Source organism: Vibrio sp. bablab_jr001 (assembly GCF_016464285.1).
Taxonomy (GTDB): Bacteria; Pseudomonadota; Gammaproteobacteria; order Enterobacterales; family Vibrionaceae; genus Vibrio; species Vibrio fluvialis.
In genome coordinates this window covers 201,200-224,166 of sequence record NZ_JACDWZ010000072.1, presented here as the reverse complement: position 1 = coordinate 224,166, position 22,967 = coordinate 201,200, and the positions used below count along the sequence as shown (strand labels likewise).

21 protein-coding genes are annotated in these 22,967 nt (G+C 53.5%); 11 read left to right on the top strand and 10 right to left on the bottom strand.

The annotated features are described in order from the left end of the window. The first annotated feature begins 16 nt into the window (after positions 1-16). Complete coding sequence (gene yjgA / locus JIG40_RS11695) at positions 17-544, top strand: ribosome biogenesis factor YjgA (protein ID WP_172560490.1); 528 nt, start codon at positions 17-19, stop codon at positions 542-544. 87 nt (positions 545-631) lie between these two features. Here the strand turns inward: yjgA and thiQ are convergent, their stop codons facing one another. The 5 genes from thiQ to mpl form a co-directional block, all read right to left on the bottom strand. Continuing rightward, positions 632-1,348: a thiamine ABC transporter ATP-binding protein gene (gene thiQ, locus JIG40_RS11690; protein ID WP_199465370.1), complete on the bottom strand. Its 717-nt coding sequence runs from the start codon at positions 1,346-1,348 to the stop codon at positions 632-634. After that, positions 1,342-2,952 (bottom strand): thiamine/thiamine pyrophosphate ABC transporter permease ThiP, encoded by a 1,611-nt coding sequence (gene thiP, locus JIG40_RS11685; protein ID WP_199465369.1) that lies wholly within the window; start codon positions 2,950-2,952, stop codon positions 1,342-1,344. The genes thiQ and thiP overlap by 7 nt, the downstream gene beginning before the upstream one ends. Before the next feature lie 7 nt (positions 2,953-2,959). Next, positions 2,960-3,949, bottom strand: coding sequence for a thiamine ABC transporter substrate binding subunit (gene thiB, locus JIG40_RS11680; RefSeq protein ID WP_199465368.1), 990 nt, complete (start codon positions 3,947-3,949; stop codon positions 2,960-2,962). 258 nt (positions 3,950-4,207) lie between these two features. Next, positions 4,208-4,831, bottom strand: coding sequence for a flavin prenyltransferase UbiX (locus tag JIG40_RS11675; protein WP_024373400.1), 624 nt, complete (start codon positions 4,829-4,831; stop codon positions 4,208-4,210). Between the two features lie 29 nt (positions 4,832-4,860). Then, the gene (gene mpl, locus JIG40_RS11670) at positions 4,861-6,231 is read right to left on the bottom strand and encodes a UDP-N-acetylmuramate:L-alanyl-gamma-D-glutamyl-meso-diaminopimelate ligase (protein ID WP_199465367.1); all 1,371 of its coding nucleotides are present in this window, start codon (positions 6,229-6,231) and stop codon (positions 4,861-4,863) included. A 259-nt stretch (positions 6,232-6,490) separates the two neighbouring features. Here mpl and fbp point away from each other — a divergent pair, with 259 nt between their 5' ends. After that, positions 6,491-7,501, top strand: a complete 1,011-nt coding sequence (fbp, locus tag JIG40_RS11665) for a class 1 fructose-bisphosphatase (protein ID WP_020329516.1) — start codon at positions 6,491-6,493, stop codon at positions 7,499-7,501. 229 nt (positions 7,502-7,730) lie between these two features. After that, a complete protein-coding gene (gene ppa / locus JIG40_RS11660) occupies positions 7,731-8,261 on the top strand; it encodes an inorganic diphosphatase (RefSeq protein WP_020329515.1) in 531 nt (176 codons plus the stop codon). Positions 8,262-8,311: 50 nt separating this feature from the next. Here the strand turns inward: ppa and JIG40_RS11655 are convergent, their stop codons facing one another. The 3 genes from JIG40_RS11655 to JIG40_RS11645 are packed head-to-tail and all read right to left on the bottom strand — an operon-like array spanning position 8,312 to position 14,179. Further along, a complete protein-coding gene (locus JIG40_RS11655; protein ID WP_020429075.1) occupies positions 8,312-8,659 on the bottom strand; it encodes a gamma-glutamylcyclotransferase in 348 nt (115 codons plus the stop codon). A gap of 46 nt (positions 8,660-8,705) precedes the next feature. Further along, positions 8,706-12,467, bottom strand: a complete 3,762-nt coding sequence (locus JIG40_RS11650; protein WP_199465366.1) for a translocation/assembly module TamB domain-containing protein — start codon at positions 12,465-12,467, stop codon at positions 8,706-8,708. Beyond that, positions 12,464-14,179, bottom strand: coding sequence for an autotransporter assembly complex family protein (locus tag JIG40_RS11645; RefSeq protein ID WP_158147924.1), 1,716 nt, complete (start codon positions 14,177-14,179; stop codon positions 12,464-12,466). Before JIG40_RS11645 ends, JIG40_RS11650 begins: the two co-directional genes overlap by 4 nt. 146 nt (positions 14,180-14,325) lie before the next feature. Here JIG40_RS11645 and msrA point away from each other — a divergent pair, with 146 nt between their 5' ends. The 8 genes from msrA (at position 14,326) to JIG40_RS11605 (ending at position 20,497) form a co-directional block, all read left to right on the top strand. After that, positions 14,326-14,961: a peptide-methionine (S)-S-oxide reductase MsrA gene (gene msrA, locus JIG40_RS11640; protein ID WP_020329511.1), complete on the top strand. Its 636-nt coding sequence runs from the start codon at positions 14,326-14,328 to the stop codon at positions 14,959-14,961. A gap of 110 nt (positions 14,962-15,071) precedes the next feature. After that, complete coding sequence (locus JIG40_RS11635) at positions 15,072-15,623, top strand: YtfJ family protein (RefSeq protein WP_020329510.1); 552 nt, start codon at positions 15,072-15,074, stop codon at positions 15,621-15,623. Between the two features lie 105 nt (positions 15,624-15,728). Beyond that, entirely contained in the window at positions 15,729-16,022 is a 294-nt protein-coding gene (locus JIG40_RS11630) for a DUF2607 family protein (RefSeq protein WP_038156540.1), read from the top strand. 64 nt (positions 16,023-16,086) lie between these two features. Continuing rightward, positions 16,087-16,746 (top strand): DUF2796 domain-containing protein, encoded by a 660-nt coding sequence (locus JIG40_RS11625; protein WP_158142564.1) that lies wholly within the window; start codon positions 16,087-16,089, stop codon positions 16,744-16,746. Positions 16,747-16,800: 54 nt separating this feature from the next. After that, the gene (locus JIG40_RS11620) at positions 16,801-17,517 is read left to right on the top strand and encodes an ABC transporter ATP-binding protein (protein WP_020329507.1); all 717 of its coding nucleotides are present in this window, start codon (positions 16,801-16,803) and stop codon (positions 17,515-17,517) included. Further along, positions 17,514-18,773 (top strand): ABC transporter permease, encoded by a 1,260-nt coding sequence (locus tag JIG40_RS11615; RefSeq protein WP_024374635.1) that lies wholly within the window; start codon positions 17,514-17,516, stop codon positions 18,771-18,773. The genes JIG40_RS11620 and JIG40_RS11615 overlap by 4 nt, the downstream gene beginning before the upstream one ends. Positions 18,774-18,798: 25 nt before the next feature. Continuing rightward, positions 18,799-19,299, top strand: coding sequence for a DUF3299 domain-containing protein (locus tag JIG40_RS11610; protein WP_020429090.1), 501 nt, complete (start codon positions 18,799-18,801; stop codon positions 19,297-19,299). 298 nt (positions 19,300-19,597) lie between these two features. Beyond that, entirely contained in the window at positions 19,598-20,497 is a 900-nt protein-coding gene (locus JIG40_RS11605) for a TIGR03899 family protein (RefSeq protein ID WP_020329503.1), read from the top strand. 69 nt (positions 20,498-20,566) lie between these two features. On the opposite strand, the gene cysC is transcribed toward JIG40_RS11605, so the two are convergent. Together cysC and JIG40_RS11595 are read right to left on the bottom strand one after the other, a co-directional pair. Beyond that, on the bottom strand, positions 20,567-21,187 hold the full coding sequence (cysC, locus tag JIG40_RS11600) for an adenylyl-sulfate kinase (RefSeq protein ID WP_020429095.1): 621 nt from the start codon (positions 21,185-21,187) through the stop codon (positions 20,567-20,569). Positions 21,188-21,216: 29 nt separating this feature from the next. Beyond that, the gene (locus JIG40_RS11595) at positions 21,217-22,941 is read right to left on the bottom strand and encodes an SLC13 family permease (RefSeq protein ID WP_020329501.1); all 1,725 of its coding nucleotides are present in this window, start codon (positions 22,939-22,941) and stop codon (positions 21,217-21,219) included. Positions 22,942-22,967: the final 26 nt, after the last annotated feature.

Below are 22,967 nucleotides of genomic sequence, written 5' to 3'. Positions count from 1 at the left end.
CTCATTAGTGAAGAAAATGGCTCGTAAGAATCAAAAAGCCCCTTGGGAAGACGAAGACGAAATCATCTGGGTAAGTAAGACCGAGATGAAGAACGATATGATTGTGCTGCAAAAACTGGGCGAAGAACTGGTTGAACTCAAGCCGTCTGTGCTGGCGAAATTCCCGCTACCCGATGACTTGGCAGCCGCGATCAAAGATGCGCAGCGTTTTAAAAACGAAGCACGTCGTCGTCAACTGCAATACATTGGCCGTCTGATGCGTAATATTGACCCAGAACCGCTACAGGCGGCGCTGGACAAACTGCGCAACAAGCACTCGCAAAATACTGCGGTGCTGCACAAGCTGGAACAGATGCGCGATCGCATCGTTGAGCAAGGTGATGACGCAATCGAAGATGTGATGACACTGTATCCGGATGCCGATCGTCAACGTCTGCGTCTGCTGGCACGTCAGGCGAAAAAAGAGAAACAAGGCGAGAAACCGCCAAAAGCTTCTCGCGAAATTTTCCAGATGCTGAAAACCCTCAACGACCAAGAGTTCTGAGTGTTTCTGCCTGGGGTAATAACGAAAAGGTTGGTCTATGCCAACCTTTTTTTCTTGCTTGTCATTGAGCAAATCTTCGAAAAACGCTTATTCACCTGCGCGAACAAATTCCACCAGTGGCGCGTAGCTGTGCTGCGCCGTCAATGCGGCAATCGGCTCCATACGCTGCACTTGGCCTTGGGCCATAAACGCAAAATGCGTGGCGATAGCACGGGCATCACTGATGTGGTGCGTCACCATCAACACGGTGATATTGCGCTCCGCTGCCAAGGTTTTTACCAGCGTTAACATTTCCTCACGCAGCAGCGGATCCAGTGCGGAAAACGGCTCATCCAGTAACCACACCGGATGCGGCTGAACAAAACAGCGGGCCAGTGCGACGCGCTGGCGTTGACCACCAGACAGTTGCTCCGGCAGACGATCGAGAAAATCCCCCACCCCAACCATGTTAGCAGCACGCACCACCTGTTCACGCTGCGCGGCACTCAGTTTGAGCCCCGGATGCAATCCCAAACTAATGTTGTCACGCACGCTCAGGTGCGCAAACAGATTGTGCTCTTGAAACAGCATCGAAAACGGACGCAGGTAAGGCGCTTTCCCTACCACCGACACAGCTTCACCATTGCTTTGCACGTGAATATCCCCGCTGTGCGGTTCAATAAAACCGGCCACCAAGCTGAGCAACGTCGACTTGCCCGCTCCGCTTGGTCCCATCAGTGCGACAATGCTGCCTTGCGCGACACTGAGGTCAAACACGAACCACTCATCCTGATATTCATAACGCACATTATCCAGCACTAACATGAACTTCTCCGCGATGATGTAGAAGACGAACGCACTCGAAACAGGCGTTCAATCAGATAAAACAGGCCAACACTCAGCACCAGCAACACCAGTGATACCACCGCCGCAGCCTGCATTTGATAGCTGCCCAGCAGTTGATAGAGATAGAGCGGCAGCGTGCGAAAATCTTGGCTGCCAAACAGCGCAATCGCACTCAAATCGCCCATCGACAATAGAAAACTGATGGTAAACGCATGCGCCAGCGGTTTGCGCAGTGCCCGCAGTTCAATCAAGCGCAGGCGCTGCCAGCCGCGCATGCCTAAACTGGCACACAAAAACTGATATTGCTGCGCCAGATGCAGCATCGGTTGGCTGAGCGTCTTGACCACATACGGCAACGCCATCAGGCCATTGACCGCGACCACAACCCAATATGCGAGGCTGAACACATCAGTCAGATTACGCAGCAGTAAGAACAATCCGGTACTGATCACCAGCCCCGGCGTCACCAGAATGATGGTGCCAATCAGCTCGAGTCCGTTTGCCCGGCGCGGGTGTGACTGCAAACGCCAGTGACGACTGGTGATGATGATCGCCGCCCCCGCCAGTAGCGCCAGCGAACTCGCCAGCACAGCGACCTGCAACGATGCGCCCATCGCACTCCAGAAATCGCCGCTGCTCAGCACACTGACGAACTTACCGTTGAGACCACTCAGTACCACCATCAGCAGCGGTGGAATGACCAGCAGCAGAGCAAGGCTGATCCATGCCCCATCCCACAAGCGGCTCCAGCGCGAATCACGCAGCCAGCGCTGCTCGGATAAACTGCCACTATTGACCGGCAACGGACGCGAAATGCGTTGAATCGACAGGGTCAGCAAACCACACAGCAACATCTGCCACAGTGCCAAGAGCGCGCCGGTTTGCAGATCGAAATCGAACTTGATCGCCTGGTAAATCGCCAGCTCAATCGTGGTCGATTTCGGCCCGCCCCCCAGTGCCATCACGGTGGCAAAACTGGTAAAACACAGCATAAACACCAAGCCAAACACATGCGGCAGTTGCTGACGCAGACGCGGCCACTCCACTGCGACAAATTTGTGCCATCCCGTCATACCGAGATGAGCGCACAGCTTATGCTGTTCAGCCGGAATGGTTTCCAGACTTTGCAGCAGCAAACGCGCGGCGTACGGCAGATTAAAAAACACATGAGCGAGCAAAATGCCGTTGAGACCATAGAGTGAAAACGGCAGTTTGAGCTGCCAGTGTTGCAGCCCGCTTGCCAGTAAACCACTGTTACCATAGATCGCCAGCAGGCCAAAAACCCCGACCAGCACCGGCAGCACCAGCGTCATGGCAAACAGTTTGAGCAGCAGTCCACGCCCGGGGAAACGGCGGCGGCTTAACGCGTGCGCCACAGGCACCGCCAGACCAACGCTGAGCAGCGTCGACAACAGGGCTTGATAAAAACTGAACCAGGTGACGTGGCGATAATAGGCATCGCCCCAGATCTGCCCCAGATTGAGATTCGGCGCTTGCCACAATAACGCGCTCAGCGCAGAAAGGACAAAGGCCGCGACAACTGCCGCGACCCCGATGCCAAGTTTAGGTGTATGACTTTGCATTAATGACTCAGAACGTCAGGGCGTTTTGCCATTCACGAATCCAGCCTTTGCGCTTCGCTGCCACCTCTTCTGCGCTGAACGACAGCGATTTGGCTGGCACACTCAAGGTCTCGAAACCTTTTGGCAGCGCCACGTCGGTCACCGGATACATCCAGTTGCCCGTTGGCATCAATGACTGGAACTCGTTGCTGAGCATAAATTGCAGAAACTCATCCGCCAACTTGTCGTTTGGCGACCCCTTCACTTTGGCCGCCACTTCGACCTGCATGTAATGACCTTCGGCAAAGTTCGCCGTTGCGTACTTGTCATCGTTTTCAGCAATCAGGTGATAAGCCGGCGATGTGGTGTAAGACAGCACCATGTCGGATTCGCCATCAAGGAACATCGAGTACGCTTCCGACCAGCCTTTGGTCACGGTCACGGTTTTGTTGGCCAGTTTCTGCCACGCCTGCGCGGCGTCATCGCCATACACCGACTTCATCCACAGCAACAAACCTTGGCCTGGCGTGGAGGTACGCGGATCCTGATAAATCACGCGCAAATCGTCGCGCTTTTCCACCAGCTCTTTCAGGCTGGTCGGCGGGTTGGTCAGTTTTTGCTTGTTGTATACAAAGGCAAAGTAGCCGTAATCGTACGGTACAAAGGTGTCATCACTCCAGCCGTTTGGCAGGTGCACCGCGTGCGTATCGGTGGTGTGTTTGGCCAACAAGCCTGTTTGTTTGGCTTCCACCATCAGGTTGTTGTCCAATCCCAGCACCACGTCGGCTTTGGTCTTGTTACCTTCCAGGCGCAAGCGGTTAAGAATCGACACGCCGTCATCGAGCGCAACGAAGTTGAGATCGCAGCCGCATTGAGCTTCAAAGGCTTTTTCTACAGCCGGGCCAGGGCCCCAATCCGCAGCAAAAGAGTCGTAGGTGTAGACGGTTAACGTCGGCGCCGCAAAGGTTGCAGAAGAAAACAGGGTTGCCATCGCAATGGCCGTCAGTTTGGTATTCAAGGCTCGCTCTCCTCATTGAGCGGCACAGGCTTGAGGGAGGATGTGATCAGTCCGTTAATCGGTTTCGCAAACCCAGCTCAATTCCTACGCCAGCATTATCTGGTTCAGGTGTATAACCGCAAAGTATTGTGCAGGGCACAACCTTTGTGACTAATGCGGGTCCCAAGCTAGGCTTGATCTCAGCGCCATTCACATGGTGAATGGTGGGCTCCCCGATGAGTGGTACGGATTGTAATTCTATTCGCGTAAAAAAGCGACTCACACGCGTTGGTCGTAACCCCAGCGCGCCACCAGTTTCTGTTCAATGCCGAGATGATCGAGAATGCGCGCCACCATAAAATCGACCAGATCGTCAATCGACTGGGGTTGATGATAAAAACCCGGTGCCGCCGGCATGATCGTCACGCCCATTTGCGACAGCTTGTGCATGTTTTCGAGGTGCAACGTCGAGAACGGCGTTTCGCGCACCACCAGCAACAACTGGCCACGCTCTTTCATCACCACATCGGCTGCACGTTCGATCAGATTGTCCGACATACCGTGGGCAATCGCCGCCACACTGCCGGCTGAGCACGGACAGACCACCATCTGCTTCGGCGCCGCAGAACCCGACGCCACCGGAGAAAACCAGTCTTCTTTACCGCACACCACCAGCTTGTCGGCGTCACACCCCAAATGGGCGACCAGTGCTTCTTTGGCCGCTTCCGGTCCGGCAGGGAGTTTGAGGCCGTGTTCCGTAGCGAGTACCACTCTCGCAGCTGATGAGATCAGCAGGTAGACGGTGTAGTCCGCCGCCAGCAGACATTGCAGCAGGCGCAGGCCATAAGGCGCGCCAGAGGCACCCGTCCAGGCCAACGTGATGGCTTTTTGTTGTTTTGTCATAGCGTTATCGCACGTTCACTGTTTAATCTTCACGCAGGCTGCTGCGCTTTGGCTTTGAGCGCCGCCAGCAGTTTGCCATGAATACCGTCAAACCCGCCGTTGCTCATCACCAGAATCTGATCGCCCGGCTTGGCTTCCTGGCAGATTTGCGCCACAAAGTCAGCCATATTGTCGCCCACATGAGCGGGCTGCGAACATTGCTGTGCCACATCTTGCACTGACCATGGAATATTAGCAGGCTGGAACAGATAGACCGAATCCGCTGCCGCCAATGATGCTGCCAAGGTTTCTTTGTGCACACCCAGTTTCATCGTCGCCGAACGAGGCTCCAGCACCGCAATGATTTTGCTGTCGCCGACCTTATTACGCAGTCCGCCTAATGTCAGTTCAATCGCCGTAGGATGATGGGCAAAATCGTCATACAACGTGACACCATTTTCTTCACCTTTCAGTTCCAGGCGGCGTTTGGTATTCACAAACAGTCCGAGCGCCTCACACGCCAGATCCGGCGTGACGCCGACATGGCGTGCCGCTGCGATGCTCATCAAGGCGTTATTGACGTTGTGGTCGCCGACCAAATCCCATTTTACGCTGCCGACACGTTCACCCTTGAGCAGCACATGGAACTCAGAGCCATCTTTACGGACTTTTTCCGCCTGCCAGTCGCCCTGCTCGCCAGTGAATTCGGTTTCACTCCAACATCCGCGGTGCAATACATCGGCTAAAGCGGCGTCTTGTTGCGGTGCCAAAATACGGCCATTGCCCGGCACGGTACGCACGAGATGGTGAAATTGGCGCTTAATCGCTTCCAGATCATCGAAGATATCTGCATGATCGAACTCAAGGTTATTCATCACCAAGGTGCGAGGATGGTAGTGAACGAACTTCGAACGCTTATCGAAAAAAGCACTGTCGTATTCGTCCGCTTCGACAACGAAAAACATGCTATCGCCCAAGCGCGCCGAAATGCCGAAATTGCCCAGCACCCCGCCGACCAGAAAGCCGGGTTGGTAGCCACAATGCTCTAACACCCATGCCAGCATGCTCGAAGTGGTAGTTTTTCCGTGCGTTCCCGAAACTGCCAGCACCCAACGATCATGCAAAAGAAAATCTTGCAGCCACTGCGGCCCTGAGGTGTAACGCAGGTTATGATTCAGCACATATTCCACGCAAGGGTTTCCACGACTCATTGCGTTGCCAACCACCACCAGGTCTGGCCTCGGCTCCAATTGTGCCGGGTCAAAACCTTCGATAATTTCGATGCCCTGAGCCTCCAACATAGTGCTCATTGGCGGGTAAACATTGGCGTCACTACCGGTCACTTTATGGCCCAATTGGCGAGCCAACATGGCGACACCACCCATGAACGTGCCACAAATTCCCAGAATATGAATGTGCATAAACCTAGCCTCATTACGACTGTTTTGTATTGCGCTCCATTATCCTGATTCGCATCGCAAAAGCGAGCGTCGCAAATCAGAGCAATGTAATTTCCAAAAAGTCGACAAACAAATTGAGATCTCCGTCTGTTACTTCATTACCCATAAAAAGATCTAACCCCTAAAATCCTCGCTAGGCGCGAGTGCAAATAAGTTCCCCCCAAAGAACCCGCCACCGCGCCGACATACTCCCCCAAAAAATTAGTGTTAAGGAAACAACATGTCTGAGATGCGCACCCTTGGTGAGTTCATTGTTGAGAAACAACATGACTTCCCCCATGCAAGTGGTGAACTATCCTCCCTTCTGGCATCGATTCGTCTTGCTGCGAAAATTGTTAACCGCGAAATCAACAAAGCGGGCCTGGCCGACATCACTGGCGCGTCTGGTAACGACAATATTCAAGGCGAAGAACAACAGAAGCTTGATGTTTACGCGAACGAAAAATTCAAATCCGCTCTCGAAGCGCGCGATCAAGTGTGTGGCGTGGCGAGTGAAGAAGAAGATGAAGCCGTCGCGTTCAACAAAGAACTGAACAAAAACGCCAAATACGTCGTGCTGATGGATCCGCTTGACGGCTCATCCAACATTGATGTGAACGTTTCAGTGGGCACCATTTTCTCTATCTACCGTCGCATCTCGCCGGTAGGCGGTCCACCGACTGCCGAGGACTTCCTGCAACCTGGCCACAAACAAGTAGCGGCGGGCTACGTCATTTACGGCTCTTCAACCATGCTGGTGTACACCACCGGCAACGGCGTGAACGGCTTTACTTACGATCCATCGATCGGTTCGTTCTGTCTGTCGCATGAAAACATGTGCATCCCGGAAAACGGTAAGATTTACTCGATAAACGAAGGCAACTACATTCGTTTCCCGACCGGCGTGAAAAAGTACATTAAGTACTGTCAGGAAAATGTGCCGGAAGATGGCCGTCCTTACACTTCACGTTACATCGGTTCCTTGGTGGCGGATTTCCATCGCAACCTGCTCAAAGGCGGTATCTACCTCTATCCGAGCACGCAGAGCCATCCGAACGGCAAACTGCGTCTGCTGTACGAATGCAACCCGATGGCATTCCTGATTGAGCAGGCTGGCGGCACCGCTTCTGACGGCGTCAACCGCATCATGGACATCAAACCGACCGAACTGCACCAGCGCGTACCGTTCTTCGTTGGTTCGAAGAACATGGTGGCGAAAGTGGAAGAGTTCCTCGAAGCCAACCCAGATTAAGTCAGATAGCGCCGCACTTGCGGCGCTGTTTTTTAGGGCTGATAAAATTCAGGCAGTTAGCGGCAAGCCGTGGCCAATTGTCGTGCTTAGACTTAGGTTTACTTGGGAATCAGGCAATTTGAGAGTAAACTCTCTGCTTTGCTGTGCGTTGATTTTTGCACCTCAGCTAATCTTGAATAATAATAAGTCTCGATTTTTTGAAGTCCGGCTAACGAAAAAGGAAACCTTAATGAGCTTAAACAATGTGCCAGCGGGCAAATCGCTTCCTGATGACATCTACGTTGTAATCGAAATTCCAGCGAACGCTGATCCGATCAAATACGAAGTAGACAAAGAGTCTGGCGCTGTGTTCGTAGACCGTTTCATGTCTGCTCCGATGTTCTACCCATGTAACTACGGTTACGTGAACCACACTCTGTCTCTGGACGGTGACCCGGTAGACGTACTTGTCCCAACTCCATACCCGCTTATCCCGGGTTCAGTTATTCGCTGCCGTCCGGTTGGCGTTCTGAAAATGACTGATGAGTCTGGTGAAGACGCGAAAGTTGTTGCGGTACCGCACTCTAAACTGTCTAAAGAGTACGACCACATTCAGGACGTAAACGACCTGCCAGAGCTTCTGAAAGCACAAATCACTCACTTCTTCGAGCGCTACAAAGAGCTTGAATCAGGCAAGTGGGTTAAAGTAGATGGTTGGGAAGACGCAGCTTCAGCTCGCGCTGAAATCCTGACTTCTTACGAGCGTGCTCAGCAAAAATAAGCGCTAAGCAACGTGAAAAAAGCCAGCACGATGCTGGCTTTTTTTGTGGCTTAAATCCGTTGACACCAGTCACCGGAATCAATGATGGAATCGAGTCGGCTGGCATCCTGATAGATGTATATCCAGGCGGTGCCATAGGGGGTTTCAATCGTTTCACGTCGGTACTCCACTGGTACATCTTCCAGAATGTCCAGCTTCGCCAGCGTCTCCTCATCAACCCGATACACTTCACCATGAATCGACTGATGACCGGCGACTAAGCCCGGATACGGCCCCAAGTCGTGCAGCGCATATTCTGGCTGCGTATCAAACCGTCCGAGTTGTTCACTGTCGGTCAGATAGTTGTGATTGCTTTCGCCCTGACGCAACGTGCCATAAACAAATACCAGATGCTGCACACTCTTCTCCCTGTTTGCATTCGGCTCATTTTCGGCCGCCAACGCGTTAGTCAAACTCAAACCGGTACAGCAGATCGACAGCACTGTCGAGACCTGAAACCGCCTCAAGATACAGATCTTTCATCAATCGGTAGCGAACCGTAAACTCGCCAACCGAGTTAAAAATACCCACACCGTACTTCACTTGCAAGCCTGGCAGAATGTAACCACTTACGGTGACCTGTGAGTCATCGCCCGAGCCGGCGGTATCAAGCTGCAAATCCTGCACGCCCAGCTCTTCGCCAATCTGGCCAACCACTTTACCGCTTTTCGCCAGACTCAGACCAATCAGGGTCGTGGTCATCGCGTTGCCACCCGTTTCACCATCAATGTCCTGACCGCGCAGCAAGTAAGACAGCGCGTTGGCCTGCGGCATGCTCGGGTCGGAGAAAATCGACACCGTCGGTTCATCGGCCGGTCCCGTCACCTGCACCCCGGCAACCACATCGTCCTGAGTGTTGTCCGGGTTACGAATCGCTTTGATCGACACGTATGGCTGATCCACCGGGCCATTCATCAGAATCTTACCCTCCTGAATGATCAAGTCCTGACCAAACGAGCGGTACTGACCATCTTGAATATTCACCTCACCGGTCACAAATGGCCCCTGGTCTTTCTGGCTGACCTGCAAACGTCCCACCAGACCACCTTCCAAACCAAACGCACTCAGTTTGAAGTCATTCCCAATCACGATGCTGACGTTGGTTTCGACGTTAAACGGTATGCTACTCTGCTCTGAAATCGGCTGCAGATCCGCATTCACCAGCACCTGATCTTTCGAGACACTGATCGCGCTCGGCGGCAGTTCTTCGACCACAACCCGTCCCCACGGCAGCGCTATCGAACCGTCGATTTTCGCCAGTTTCGGCTGCATGGCCAGCGTCAGATCGGGCACCACTTTCATTTTCACCATCGGCGGCAGATCCACCAGCAAAGACTCCGCTCCGACATGGGCATTGACCCGCCAGTCATCGAGTTGCTGCCAGTTGGCATCACCAGTCACGTTGAGTTTGCCATCGGTGGTTTCAATGCCCGCGTCCAACGTCGCCTGATAGCCGTTGAAGTTGACGGCCAGCGTGCCAGCGTTGATTTCCACCGGCGCAATGTCACCGCGCACCTGCATATCGCTGACACTAAAACGGCCATTGACCTGTGGATGCAACATCGCGCCGCTGAAAGTCACATCGGTTTCAATGTTGGATTTCACTTCGCTGTATTCGCCAATCAGCGGTGCGAGAAAATCAATGTTGAACGTAGTGAGCTTAAGCGCGCCCTGCATCTGCTTGTCTTCAGCGATGACATTCGGAATCGTCAGCTTGCCGCTGACATCGCCGTTGTCCGTCACATCCACCTGCCAGTCGACCTGCAGGCGGTTTTTCACCAGCATCGCGTTGAGCTCAATCTTGTCCCAGCCGAGTTTGAGTGTCTGTTCCAGTTTCTGTTCCACATTGCCTTCAGGCATGCGAATTTTTGCCTTCACCTGCGGCGGTTGATCCGGTGACCACTTGGCCCACACGTCAGCATCCACAGAACCCCGCAGCAATGTTTCAGGTGGTAAGAAAGCTTTCACCTGAGCAAAGTCAAACTGATTGACCGACAGCTGCGCTTCGCCACTTGCACCGACGGTAGCCGGCTTATCCAGACACAGGGACGAACCCGCCTGGCGCCAGCAGTGAGCGGCGATCGTTGCATTCTGCTGGTCAATATCGGCTTTGATCTCGGTTGCGTGATTGAGCTCCCACACGCCCTGTTGAGACTCAATCCGCGCACGCTCTAAACGCCCGTCCCAGATCATCGCGGGTTTCTCCAACAAGCTCCCCGTCACCGCAAGCTGAGTCGAGACTAAATCGGAGTCTACGTCGAGCGTCAGCTCATGCTGCGCCTGCGTGCCACGCGCAACCAGATTCACCGTGCGCACCACCTGATCCTGATACTCCATTCCTTGTACACGCAGACTGATATCCGCCTGCGGCGTTGGCATCGGCACCACACTGCCACTCAGAGTCACGTGTTTTACCTTTGCTTCTTGCTGCCAGGCGAGGCGGTCAGCATCAAGCGCCAGCTTCACTTTCGGCTCTTTAAGCGGCCCCAGCAACGTCACATCGCCAATCACCTTGCCTGTTAAATCCGGCACACTTTTGGCTAAATCCGGCAGATCGAGAGACAATCCTAAACGCCATGTTTTGTCCAACTGGCCCTGCGCCGTGACTTTGTTCGGCCCGTGCGCCAGTGTCAGTCCGGGAGTAGAAAATTTGAAATCACTTGTTCCGCTGACATCCGACGCACTGAGCGTGCCGTTAATGTCCAGCGGGTAGTCACGCACCATGCCATGAATCGCCAGAGTCGGCAGTTCAACTTGCCAGCCCCCTTGCTTGGTCAGTTGGCCTGAGGTCGCCACATCGCCGCTGACGACGCCTTCGGCTTGCGGCCATTGCAGTCCGGGCTGAATTTGCTTGAGGTTCAGTGAAGCCTGCCATTTGACCAATGCACTCCAGTCGGCACTGGCCTGCCCTTGAATATCCCCGCCCAGAGTATGAACCTTCAGTTCATTGAGCGAAATGCGTTGCAGATTCCCTTCACCTTGCAGAGCGACATCCACTTCTGGCACCGCATTGCCCTTCAGATGGCTTTGCAGCTCAAGCTGATAGCCTTGCAGCGATCCTTTGGCGGCGATACGCGGCGCTTCAACAAAATACTCGCCCTTTTCCACCAGCGGCCACTGCGCTTTGAGTGAGTCGATGGTGACATCAAACGGAAACTCTCTGTTCAGCGGCTGCAGTTTGGCATTCAATTGAGCTTCAGCGCGGCCTGCCAGCTGAGCTTTCAAGGCCAGATTGGCGACGCTGCCACTGGCGTTGAGCGTCAGCGTCTGCCCTTTGGCTTCTGCCAGTTTCGCGGTGGCATCGAGAGCGAGCGACAACGGATAATCGCCGCTCAGCGTGATTTGCGTATTGAGCTTGGCGTTCACTTGCGGCATGTCGAGTTCCAGCGTATCAACACTCACTTGTGACTGATAGGCGCTAGCTTTGAGCCCCAAATGATGAATCTGAACCGGCGTCTCTTGCACCAGCGTGAAGTCACGCAGATCAAAGCGGTTCAGTTCGACGCGCAGCGGAATGATCACCTCTGGCAACACGATATCCTGAGTCGGTTCATTGGCGGCTGGCGGCGCAGCGGAGGTTGGTGTCTCAGCGGCCGGGGCCAGTGCCACGCGCACGCCCTGCCAGTCGGTCTGGCCGATTCTCAGACGATTGCTCTGAAAGGTCGCGCTGGTCGCGAAATGTTGCCAGTCAAGCTGGTGACCCAGTACATTGAGATGAATATCATCCAGCACCAAACGACCCAGTTTGATCGGCACCGGCGTCGATAGATTGGTCAGCGGCTCAGACGGTGCGCTTGGCGCCTCGTCACTGGAAGCGGGCAGCGAAGGCAGATTGAGATGCAGGCCGCGAATGGCGACTTCATTGACACACAACACCGGATCCAGCAGGCAGCTGGCTTTTACTGCCAGCGTCAGACTGTCGACCTCGGTGTCGATGTTGAGCTCAGCATCGTTGAAGCGAACCTGCTGCAGAGTAAAACGAGGAAACAGCGCGCCCTGCGTGGCGCCAACGGACAGTTGAGGCAGCGCTTTTTGCGCCCCCCACACCACCAGATTCAAGCCTTGGTTGGTAAACAGCAATCCGGCAATCGCCAGCGTCAGAATGATGGTCAGAGCAACCAGAGCTGCGGTGAACCATTTGGTCCATTTGATCGCGCGCCTGATCATAATTCCGGCCCCAGCGTGAAGTGGATCTTGAAGCGGCTACCCGGATCTGAGTCTAACCCCCAGGCAAAGTCGAGTCGGATCGGGCCGACTGGCGAGATCCAGCGAATACCAAAACCGGTACCGGTTTTCCAATCCGGTGTATCGTTAAATGCATCACCGTAATCGACAAACAGCGCTCCCCACCAGTTCCCCGTCAGACGGTACTGATACTCCAGCGAGCTGGTGGCGATGTATTTCGCACCGGTCAACGAACCACTTTCATCGCGTGGTGAAATCGATTCATAGCCGTAACCACGCAGGTTATTGTCGCCACCAGCAAAGAAACGCAACGATGGCGGCAACTTATCGAAATCTTCGGCAAAGTTCGCACCGCCATCCAGACGAATCAGACCGCGGTGGTTATTTCCGAGGCTGCGCAACCAGGAAGTGCCCGCCTGTACCCGTGTCACTCGAGTATCCGAGATAAAAGCCGGGTCGCCATATTCCAGCGTCATGGTTTGTTTGTCGCCCCAAGTGAGCAGCGAACCGTTCATGCGCGAACGGGTGCGGGTATAGGTCACACCGGGTAAGACGAATTGAGCCGCATCGTCCTGTATACCCTGCTCATAGTCTTCAATCAGATAGCGAACAAATACGGTACGGTGCCAGCCGTTATCCAGCAACCAGTGACGTTCCAGTGCCAAGTTGGATTCGATACTTTTCGTATCACGATTATCGACGTGCTTCATCCCGTACTGAATGCGATAGTACTCATGCAATACGTCTTCGAGCGGAATCTTGTAGCCAGCGGTAATGCTCTGCTCTGGTGCGGAAATCGAAAAGCTGCTGTCAAAACTGTGGCCGCGTTCATTTACCCACGGTTTTTTCCACTTGAGTGAGCCACGCACCCCGACGTCGGTCGAATAACCGATACCCGTTTCGAGCTGGTTACGCGATTGCGGTGCCAATGAAACATTCATCGGCAGCTCGCGGCCATTGGTCAACTGGCTGAGATCGGGTTCAACCAACACCGACGAGAACCAATCGGTATTAGAGAGGTTCTGGTTATACAGCCCCACCTGTGACACCAGATACGGGTCACCCTGTTTGAACGGTTGTAGCGAGCGCACACGGTTTTCGTAGATCTGGCTGCCGGTAATCGTGCTGGCACCAAAGTGATAGCGAATGCCACTGGCATAATGCAGACGCACAAACGCTTCATTGAGCTCTGGCGCGACTTCAAGTTTGCTGACGATATACTCGCCATCAAAATAGCCTTTTTGCAGCGCCAAGTTGCGCAGACCCGATTTCAAGCTGTCGTACTGACCATGATTGAGCGGCTCACCAACCGTCAGACCGCTGCGGCGAATCAGGCGCTGAAAGTCTTTGTCGCTCTCCGCTTCGCCTGTGATCACGATGTCCACCAGCTTAAGACGCACCACTTCCCCCGGCTCCACCGTCAGGGTCATCGCCTGATTAGGTTTGGTGACATCAAAGTCAAATTGCGGGTGGTAGTAGCCCAGTGCATTGAGCGCCTCGGTGATGGTTTTCTCCAGACGCGACTGAAAGCGCAACTGAGTGGAGTAGTCGCTCTTGGGTATAGAAGAGAGATAAGCATCGACATTGTCTTTCAGCCCGCCTTCCAGCCCTTTAATGGTTAAATCCACGTCGGCGAAAGAAGCAGCAGAAAAGCATAAAGCCGAGATTAGCACTGGTAATGGGGTTCGTCTCATGCTTAATTATTGGCGTTATACAGCAGTTAAGATTTAGCTAGTTGAGAATCATACCGTCAATATGCAATTTAGTCTGTATGAAAACAGTCAATTATCCGGTCTCTCTGTTCATGGTCACACAGTCAGCGAATTAAAAAGGAAATATCATGTTAGACAAACAAGTGATGGTCACCGCTGAAACGGCATTACCAGGACGCTCGACTCCTATGAGTGTAGAAGACACTCACTTCGTCAATCAAACCAGTCTTTCGGCAGCACCCGCGGCGGGTCAGGAAGAAATTCTGATCGGCATGGGCTGTTTCTGGGGCGCAGAACGCCTGTTCTGGCAGCTGGATGGCGTAGTCTCAACGTCGGTTGGTTACGCAGGCGGCTACACGCCAAACCCGACTTACGAAGAAGTGTGTACCGGACGCACTGGCCATACCGAAGTGGTACGCGTCATCTACAACCCAAGTGTACTGTCACTGAACGCCCTGCTGCACGCATTCTGGGAACGCCATGACCCGACGCAAGGCATGCGTCAGGGGAACGATTTGGGTACTCAGTATCGCTCCGCGATTTACACCTACAGCGACGAGCAGCAGGCCATTGCCGAGCAGAGCAAAGCCGATTATCAGGCGCTGCTGGAAGAGCACCAACGCGACCTGATCACCACTGAGATTCTGCCAGCGGGTCCTTACTACTTCGCGGAAACCTACCACCAGCAATATCTGGCGAAAAATCCACAAGGCTATTGCGGCTTAGGCGGCACTGGTGTGTGCTTCCCGCCGAGCCTGGCGTAAACCGCTCTGATGCTTCAGGTTGCCGGAACCCACATTCCTGTAACCTGAATTTTTCGCAACCTCATTTTCTGTGCTATACCTTTGGGTGCTCAACCAAAGGAACAAAAACAATGAAAAATAAAACACTTATCGCCTTAATGCTGGCGTGCTCTCCAACCCTCGCTCTCGCTCACAACATTCAGCTCGGCCAATCGGTGCCGAATGTCGAAGTCGACAGTTACGGGGAAGTTGTTCTGCAAAACAAAGATACCACCTTCCAACCCTGGAACAGTGCTCAGATGCCGGGCAAAGTTCGCATCATTCAGGCGATTGCCGGGCGGAGCAGTGCGAAAGAGATGAACGCCGCGCTGATGGCCGCCATCACTGCCGCGCACTTTCCAGAAGAGCAGTACCAAACCACCTCGATCATCAACCAGGATGATGCAATTTGGGGAACCGGTTCATTCGTGAAATCGTCCGCGCAGGACAGCAAGAAAGAGTTCCCATGGTCCTCTATCGTGCTGGATAAAGCCGGAAAAGTTGCGAAAAGCTGGGATCTTCAGGAAGAATCCTCGGCAATTATCGTTCAGGATAAAGCGGGGAAAGTGCTGTTTGTTAAAGAAGGTTCACTCAGCGAACCGGAAATCGAACAAGTACTTGGCTTGGTGAAACAGAGCCTGTAATTCTCATGCCGTGAGGAGAAATCTCTGCTCACGGCACAATCCGTACTTGCCTCTACGTCTAATTGTTATACTATAACAATTCTTTTTTCATCCAGTGGATTCACCATGAACCATAGCCTGCACAGTCTGCGACTGCATGCTCGGGTAGTCACCTTAATGGCTATCCTGCTGACGCTATGGCTCAATTTTGCTTACGTCGAACATCAACTGGATATCACGCCATCGCATCACACGCAGCATCATTGTCAGCTATTTTCCGGTGCCCATCACGGCCTTGCCGCTACACTGCCAGAACTGCCGGTGTGGATCGAACACGATTATCTGCAGCCCGTCGCGGCCACGCTGAACATTACTCGGCTCTATCTGGCCTATCTGGCCCGCTCACCGCCTACTCTGTAAATCACTGCTATTCCCGCGTGCTGTGCGCGCCTATTACCTATTTCAGTATTTATGGAGTCAAACAATGTTTACTAAACCTGTGCTGGCACTCAGCATTTCTGCCGCTCTGTGTGGCAGCGCTTTCGCTCAAGAAGAATTTCGCCAACACGAAGCCCATGTCCATGGCCATGTCGAACTCAATATCGCTCAGGATGGTCAGGATCTTTTGATTGAAATCACCGCGCCTGGCGCTGACGTGGTGGGTTTTGAACACGCACCGCAAACAGATGAGCAGACACAACGCCTCAATCAGGCGCTGGAAAACCTCAACAACGCCGAGGCGATTTTCACCCTGAGTGACGGTGCGCGTTGCCATCTGGAAACGGCCAACGTCAAGCATACATTGGGTGGGGCGGACGACCACGACCACGACCACGACCACGACCACGACCACGACCAGCATGATGATCATGACCACGAGCAACATCAAGGCCATGATGACCATGAACACCACGATGATCATGAACAGGCGCATGAAGGTCATGAGCATCACGATGAGCACCAGCACGGTTCGTTCACAGTACAATATCAGTACCATTGCGATCAGATTACTGAGCTGAAGCAAATCGATAGTCACTGGTTTGATTTGTTCCCGAACACCCAGGAAATGGACGTGAATCTGCTGACCGACAGCGTACAGACGGCGACGGAACTGCGTCCGGGTCAGGCTCGAATTTCACTGTAATGGACCTCTCGGGTAAGTACTTACTTACCCGAGACTATTTTGCAAGGAACTGTGATGAGTGAACTCCATCTCTATTCGGCCAAGCAGGTGATCGAACTCAATCAGGTCACTTTTCGCTGGCCAGACAGCGACAGCCCGACATTAGATATCGAACAGCTGAGTGTCGCAGCCAAAGAGCATCTGTTTATCAAAGGCCCAAGCGGGTGCGGTAAATCCACCCTGCTCAGCTTGCTGACCGGCATCAATACCGCCAGCAGCGGCGAAGTGCGCCTGCTCGGACAGGATTTGAGTCAGCTAAAAGCCAGCGCCCGCGATCGCTTTCGCGCCGATCATATTGGCTATATCTTTCAGCAATTTAATCTGTTGCCTTATCTGTCAGTGATCGACAACGTTATTCTGCCGTGCCAGTTCTCGGCCCTGCGCCGCAGCAAAGTCAACGAGCCTTTAACTGAGCGGGCCAAAGCACTGCTGACGCGTCTACACTTGCCGCAAGCTCTGCTGGAAAAACCAGTTGTAGAACTGAGTATCGGCCAACAGCAGCGCGTGGCCGCCGCGCGCGCCTTGATTGGCGAGCCCCATCTCATCATCGCCGATGAACCGACTTCGTCACTCGATTACGACAATCGCAGCGCTTTCATTGAATTGCTGCTGGAAGAGGCAAACCGTGTCGGCTCTACCTTGGTGTTTGTCAGCCATGACCCGACACTGGAAAGCTTGTTCAGCCGCAGTGTTCACTTACCTACTCTCAACCGTGCGCGAGGGATGTTATGAGCGTCACCGTCAAACTGGCCTGGAAAAGCCTGCTCAACCGCAAGACGACCGCGCTGCTGACGGTTCTGACCGTCGCCATTTCCGTTATTCTGCTGCTGGGTGTAGAACGCATTCGTACTCAGGCCAAAAGCAGTTTTGCCAACACCATATCGGGTACCGACCTGATCGTGGGTGGCCGCAGCGGACAAGTCAATCTGCTGCTCTACTCGGTCTTTCGCATTGGTAATGCCACCAACAATATCGACTGGAAAAGCTATCAGGAGTTCAGTACTCATCCGGCCGTGAAATGGGCGATTCCGATATCACTGGGCGACTCGCACAAAGGCTTCCGTGTGATGGGGACCAACCATAGTTACTTTGAACACTATCGCTATGGGAGTAAGCAACCACTTACTTTCTCTCAAGGTCGCGAGTTCAACGGTTTGTTTGAGACCGTGCTGGGCGCCGATGTTGCCCGTCAATTGGGTTACCACATTGGCAGCCAAATCATTATTGCTCATGGTATCAGTGACGTCGGTTTTGCCCGTCATGACAATCTGCCCTTTACCGTGGTGGGTATTCTGGCGCCAACGGGTACCCCGGTTGACAAAACCGTTCATGTTTCGCTTGGTGCCATTGAAGCGATTCACGTTGGCTGGGAGTCCGGAGCGCATCTGGGAAATACTCCGGATGCCACTCAGCTAGAGCAGCGTCAGTTCGAACCCAAGCAGATCACCGCGATGATGATTGGTCTCAAATCCAAAATTCAGACATTTGCACTGCAACGCCAGATCAATGAGTATCGCAAAGAGCCGCTCAGTGCCATTATGCCGGGGGTCGCGCTGCATGAATTATGGGGCATGATGTCGGTGGCAGAACAGGCGCTGATGGCGGTCTCAGTATTTGTGGTGGTCGCCGGGCTGCTCGGCATGCTCAGCAGCCTGCTTACCAGCTTGCAGGAGCGCCGACGGGAAATGTCGATTCTGCGTGCCATGGGTGCCCGGCCACAGCATGTATTCGCGCTGTTGGTGAGTGAAGCCAGTGTACTGACATTCTCAGGCATCGTGCTCGGGCTGGCAGGACTCTATGCCCTGCTGGCGATCGCCGCACCATTGATTGAAAGTCAGTATGGCATCCGTCTGCAGCTGGAATCGCTGTCCGGTTATGAGTGGCAGCTACTCGGCTATGTGCAAGCGGCTGGCATCGTGATTGGCTTTATTCCCGCGCTGCGCGCCTATCGCCAGTCGCTCAGCGACGGCATGACGATTCGACTGTAAACAACCTGAATAACTGGGGAAAGAGATGAAAAAATGGCTGGCGAGCGCCGCCCTGATGCTAATGACTGTCGTCGCGGCACCGGCATTTAGCAGTGATGAAGTCTTGAAACTGGACTGGATCGATTTGATTCCGGAAAACGAACGCAATCTGTTTGATCAGCAGGGCATGCCGATGCCGGATCACAACGGCAGCGCACCAGCCAAGCAATCCAAAATCGGCCATGTGCGTTCTGAACTTAATGGCAGCACGGTAAAAATTCCCGGCTTTGTGATCCCATTGGAAGGGGATGAAAATACCGTCACGGAATTTTTATTGGTGCCGTATTTTGGTGCCTGCATTCATGTGCCACCACCGCCACCGAATCAGATTATTTACGTGAAATTCCCGAAAGGTGCGCCAGTGCAGGAGCTATGGGATGTGGTGTACGTGATTGGGACGCTCAAGACGGAATCGGTCAGTTTGGATCTGGCGGAAACAGGTTATGTGATTGAAGGCAGTGAGATCGCCGAATACGACGATATGTAAATCGTGTTAACAATCAAGTAACCTATTGATTGTGCTGTCTAAACGATGTACTTGGAGAGATACGTCAGTACTCCCAGATAAACAACGAATAGTAGAGCAATCGATAGGTGCTTGCGCAGCTTTATATCCTTCCCGTATTTCATTGGCACCCCCACAAACAGCGGTAACAATTTTAACAAATTATTATCATTTGGCATAGCGCAAATTTGTGCGCTGCAACCAAGAGTTTCGCTGGAGGCAACACGGCAGACAGGGTACATTTTAAACCATGTCAGAAAAGCATAACTGCTGGTAAAACATGGCCGAATCGAAACAACCTGTAGTGATTGATCACGAGCCGACTTCCGGTTCATCGCAGGAAAGAAAATCCAATTACGTCAAAGACAGCGCCAACCGCATTTTTAGTATCGCGCAGCAGCATGGTGTTGATGCTCTGCTGCTGAGTGAAGCTCCGAAGAAAACCCCGCTCGACCGCGCGTTGAAGCGCGAGCGTGATCGTAAAGAGCAGCGTCAGAAGAATCTGGAGCAGATTGTGCGTCTTGCCCATGTCTCATGTCGCAATGAGACGGCCGGTGATCCAGATCAGGACTGGCTGTACCGCTTTTTCGACATGGCACAGGACATTCACAACTCGTCCATGCAGCGCTTGTGGGCTCAGGTACTCAAACGTGAAGTGACCAACCCGGGCTTTACCTCGATGAAAGCGCTAAAAGTACTGCAGGACATGACGCCCAAAGAAGCACAGATTCTGCAACGCGCAGCGGGGCTGGCTTGCAGTTTTGGCAGTGACCAGAGCCTGAAACTGCTGTTCGGACTGAAGATTCAAAACAGCTTGTTCAGTTTTGGCAAGCGGGCGGTGACCAACACCCTGAATATCGGCAGCCACCAGATGCCCTACTCCAACTTACTGGTGTTGATTGAGCTTGGTCTGCTGCATGCCACCGAACTGGAATCCGGCGAAATTGAACTCGACCCGCCACTGACGCTGAGCTATCAGGGCAAGCATTTATCGCTCAACGCCAACTCGCGCGGCGTGCGTCTGCTCTACTACCGCTTCTCCCCTACCGGCAATGAACTGTGTCGCCTGCTCGGCAACAAGCCCAATATGGGCTACTACGATCAACTGGTGGCACTGCTGAGCCAGAAATTTACCGTGCACACCGAAGCCAGTGCGTCGACGATTCACCACACGGTGTAATGGCAAACCGCAGAGACAAAAAAGTCAGGCTTAGCCTGACTTTTTGTTTATCGCTTTCAGTCCATGGATTTACTGAGCAATGATGCCGCGCGCGTTCAGCTCAGCCACACACTGCGCCACCAGCTCATCAATGCTGGCATCGCCGGCAGGCAGGTCGATTTCCGGATTGAGCGGCGCTTCATACGCAGAATCAATCCCGGTAAAATTGGCGATCTCACCGGCACGAGCTTTCTTGTACAGCCCTTTCGGGTCACGCTGCTCGCACACTTCCAGTGACGTATTGACGAACACTTCGATGAACTCTCCCTGCGGCAACAAGTCACGCACCAACTGACGCTCTGCGCGGTGCGGCGAGATAAATGCCGTCAGCACAATCAGGCCTGCATCGGCCATCAGTTTGGCCAGTTCACCAATACGGCGAATATTTTCACGGCGATCCTGCTCAGAAAAACCCAAATCACTACACAGGCCGTGACGCACATTGTCGCCATCCAGCAGATAGGTGTGATAACCCAGCGTCGCCAGACGGCTTTCCAGCGCGCCAGCCACAGTTGACTTGCCCGCACCAGACAGGCCAGTAAACCAGAGTACCGCTGGTTTCTGCTTTTTCAGCTCAGCGCGAAAGTGTTTATCAACCGAGTGTTGATGCCACACGATGTTGTCGTCTTTCACATTCGATGCGGTGCTCATATGTCATCCTTTTGCACAGATTTTAAAAATTAAAACGGAAAAAATACCGGGATCAGCGTCAACACCAACGTTGAGTAAACCAGCGAAATCGGAATGCCGACTCGCACATAATCACTCAGTTTGTAATTGCCCACGCTGTACACCAACAGATTGGTCTGATAACCGTAGGGCGAGATAAAACTCGCGCTGGCGCCAAACAGCACCGCCATGATGAACGGCATCGGATCCACGCCATAGCCCACAGCCATGCTGTAGCCAATCGGAAATGCCAGCGCCGCCGCCGCGTTGTTGGTAATGAGTTCCGTCAGTACCAGAGTGACCAGATAGGTCGCCACCAGCGCGCCGAAGACACCCCAGCCATTAAAGGCCTGAATAAACATTTGGCCCATGCGCTCGGATAAGCCGGACGAAATCATCAACTGCGCAATCGACAACGCCGAGCCGACGATCACCACGATGTCGACCGGGAAACGGCGACGTAGCTCACTGATTTGCACAATGCCAAACACAAACAGCAGCAGCAGATACGCCAATAGCCCTTTGATGATCGGCACAAACCCCAGTAGCGACGCGCCAATCACAGCGGCAAACCCCACCAGCACCAGAGTGGATTTACTGGTATCAAGTTTGGCGCTGGAATCCAGATCGTTGATCAGCACGAACTCGCGGCTGTTGGCACGGCGCTGCGCATCAAAGCGTTTGCCCGGCACCAACACCAATGTGTCACCTGCGGTCAGCGTAATATTGCCCAGCCCGCCTTCCAGCCGTTCATGCCCACGACGTATCGCCACCACCACCGCATCAAAACGGTCGCGAAAACGGCTCGATTTGAGGGTTTTGTTGCAGAAGCTTGCCGAGGAGCTAACAACCACTTCAACGAAGTTCTGGCCGTTAAGGTGATGCTGACCAAACAGCGTCAGACCCTGAATTTCCTGCAGCGTCGAGACACTTTCCACATCGCCACAGAACAGCAGACGATCGCGCGCCTGCAATACGAAATCCGGACCGACCGACGGTACGCTTTCACCATCGCGAATCACTTCGGCGAGAAACAGCTTACGCAATGCGCGCAGGTTGTTTTCGGCGATACTGTGTCCGACCAACGGCGAGCCCGGCTCGACAATCGCTTCAAGGAAATACGGCAGATCGTCCTGATTCTGTTCATCGTAACTGGGCAGCAGATAGCTCAGCGGGATCAAAATGATCACCCCGCCCACCAGCACCGCCAGACCGATCATCGAGGGCGCGAAAAAGTTGAGGCTTGGCAGGCCGGCATCTTCGACAAAGCTGTTGATGATCAGATTGGTTGAGGTGCCGATCAACGTCAGCGTGCCTCCAAAGATCGCGGTGTACGACAGCGGGATCAATAACTTCGACGGCGCATGCTGTTGATTGCGTTTGATCGCGCCAATCAGCGACACCACCACCGCGGTGTTATTCGTGAATGACGAGAGAAACGCGGTCGACAAGCCCAGTTTGGCCACCACGGTGCCCAAGTTGCCTTCTGAAATATTGCGGCTCACCCAGCTGACCAAACGTGTTTTTTCCAACGCGCTGGAGGCTAAGATCAACAAAACCAGAGTCAGCAGAGACGTGTTGGTGAAGTTCGACGCCAGCGCGTTCACATCCATCATGCCGGACATAAACGCCACAAACGCCGCGCCGGCAAAAATGAAACTCGGCTTAATTCGCGTGACCAGCAGACAGGTCACGATGCCCAGCAGAATCGCCAGTACCAGCCCTTGTTCCCACATAACACATCCCTCAACACGAGGGTGGT

What these genes read in the sequence shown, in the direction of transcription:
- yjgA (WP_172560490.1), top strand. Translation starts at nt 17, where the DNA reads ATGGCTCGTAAGAATCAAAAAGCCCCTTGGGAAGACGAAGACGAAATC.
- thiQ (WP_199465370.1), bottom strand. Translation starts at nt 1,348, where the DNA reads ATGTTAGTGCTGGATAATGTGCGTTATGAATATCAGGATGAGTGGTTC.
- thiP (WP_199465369.1), bottom strand. Translation starts at nt 2,952, where the DNA reads ATGCAAAGTCATACACCTAAACTTGGCATCGGGGTCGCGGCAGTTGTC.
- JIG40_RS11675 (WP_024373400.1), bottom strand. Translation starts at nt 4,831, where the DNA reads ATGACAAAACAACAAAAAGCCATCACGTTGGCCTGGACGGGTGCCTCT.
- mpl (WP_199465367.1), bottom strand. Translation starts at nt 6,231, where the DNA reads ATGCACATTCATATTCTGGGAATTTGTGGCACGTTCATGGGTGGTGTC.
- fbp (WP_020329516.1), top strand. Translation starts at nt 6,491, where the DNA reads ATGTCTGAGATGCGCACCCTTGGTGAGTTCATTGTTGAGAAACAACAT.
- ppa (WP_020329515.1), top strand. Translation starts at nt 7,731, where the DNA reads ATGAGCTTAAACAATGTGCCAGCGGGCAAATCGCTTCCTGATGACATC.
- JIG40_RS11650 (WP_199465366.1), bottom strand. Translation starts at nt 12,467, where the DNA reads ATGATCAGGCGCGCGATCAAATGGACCAAATGGTTCACCGCAGCTCTG.
- JIG40_RS11645 (WP_158147924.1), bottom strand. Translation starts at nt 14,179, where the DNA reads ATGAGACGAACCCCATTACCAGTGCTAATCTCGGCTTTATGCTTTTCT.
- msrA (WP_020329511.1), top strand. Translation starts at nt 14,326, where the DNA reads ATGTTAGACAAACAAGTGATGGTCACCGCTGAAACGGCATTACCAGGA.
- JIG40_RS11635 (WP_020329510.1), top strand. Translation starts at nt 15,072, where the DNA reads ATGAAAAATAAAACACTTATCGCCTTAATGCTGGCGTGCTCTCCAACC.
- JIG40_RS11630 (WP_038156540.1), top strand. Translation starts at nt 15,729, where the DNA reads ATGAACCATAGCCTGCACAGTCTGCGACTGCATGCTCGGGTAGTCACC.
- JIG40_RS11625 (WP_158142564.1), top strand. Translation starts at nt 16,087, where the DNA reads ATGTTTACTAAACCTGTGCTGGCACTCAGCATTTCTGCCGCTCTGTGT.
- JIG40_RS11620 (WP_020329507.1), top strand. Translation starts at nt 16,801, where the DNA reads ATGAGTGAACTCCATCTCTATTCGGCCAAGCAGGTGATCGAACTCAAT.
- JIG40_RS11615 (WP_024374635.1), top strand. Translation starts at nt 17,514, where the DNA reads ATGAGCGTCACCGTCAAACTGGCCTGGAAAAGCCTGCTCAACCGCAAG.
- JIG40_RS11610 (WP_020429090.1), top strand. Translation starts at nt 18,799, where the DNA reads ATGAAAAAATGGCTGGCGAGCGCCGCCCTGATGCTAATGACTGTCGTC.
- JIG40_RS11605 (WP_020329503.1), top strand. Translation starts at nt 19,598, where the DNA reads ATGGCCGAATCGAAACAACCTGTAGTGATTGATCACGAGCCGACTTCC.
- cysC (WP_020429095.1), bottom strand. Translation starts at nt 21,187, where the DNA reads ATGAGCACCGCATCGAATGTGAAAGACGACAACATCGTGTGGCATCAA.
- JIG40_RS11595 (WP_020329501.1), bottom strand. Translation starts at nt 22,941, where the DNA reads ATGTGGGAACAAGGGCTGGTACTGGCGATTCTGCTGGGCATCGTGACC.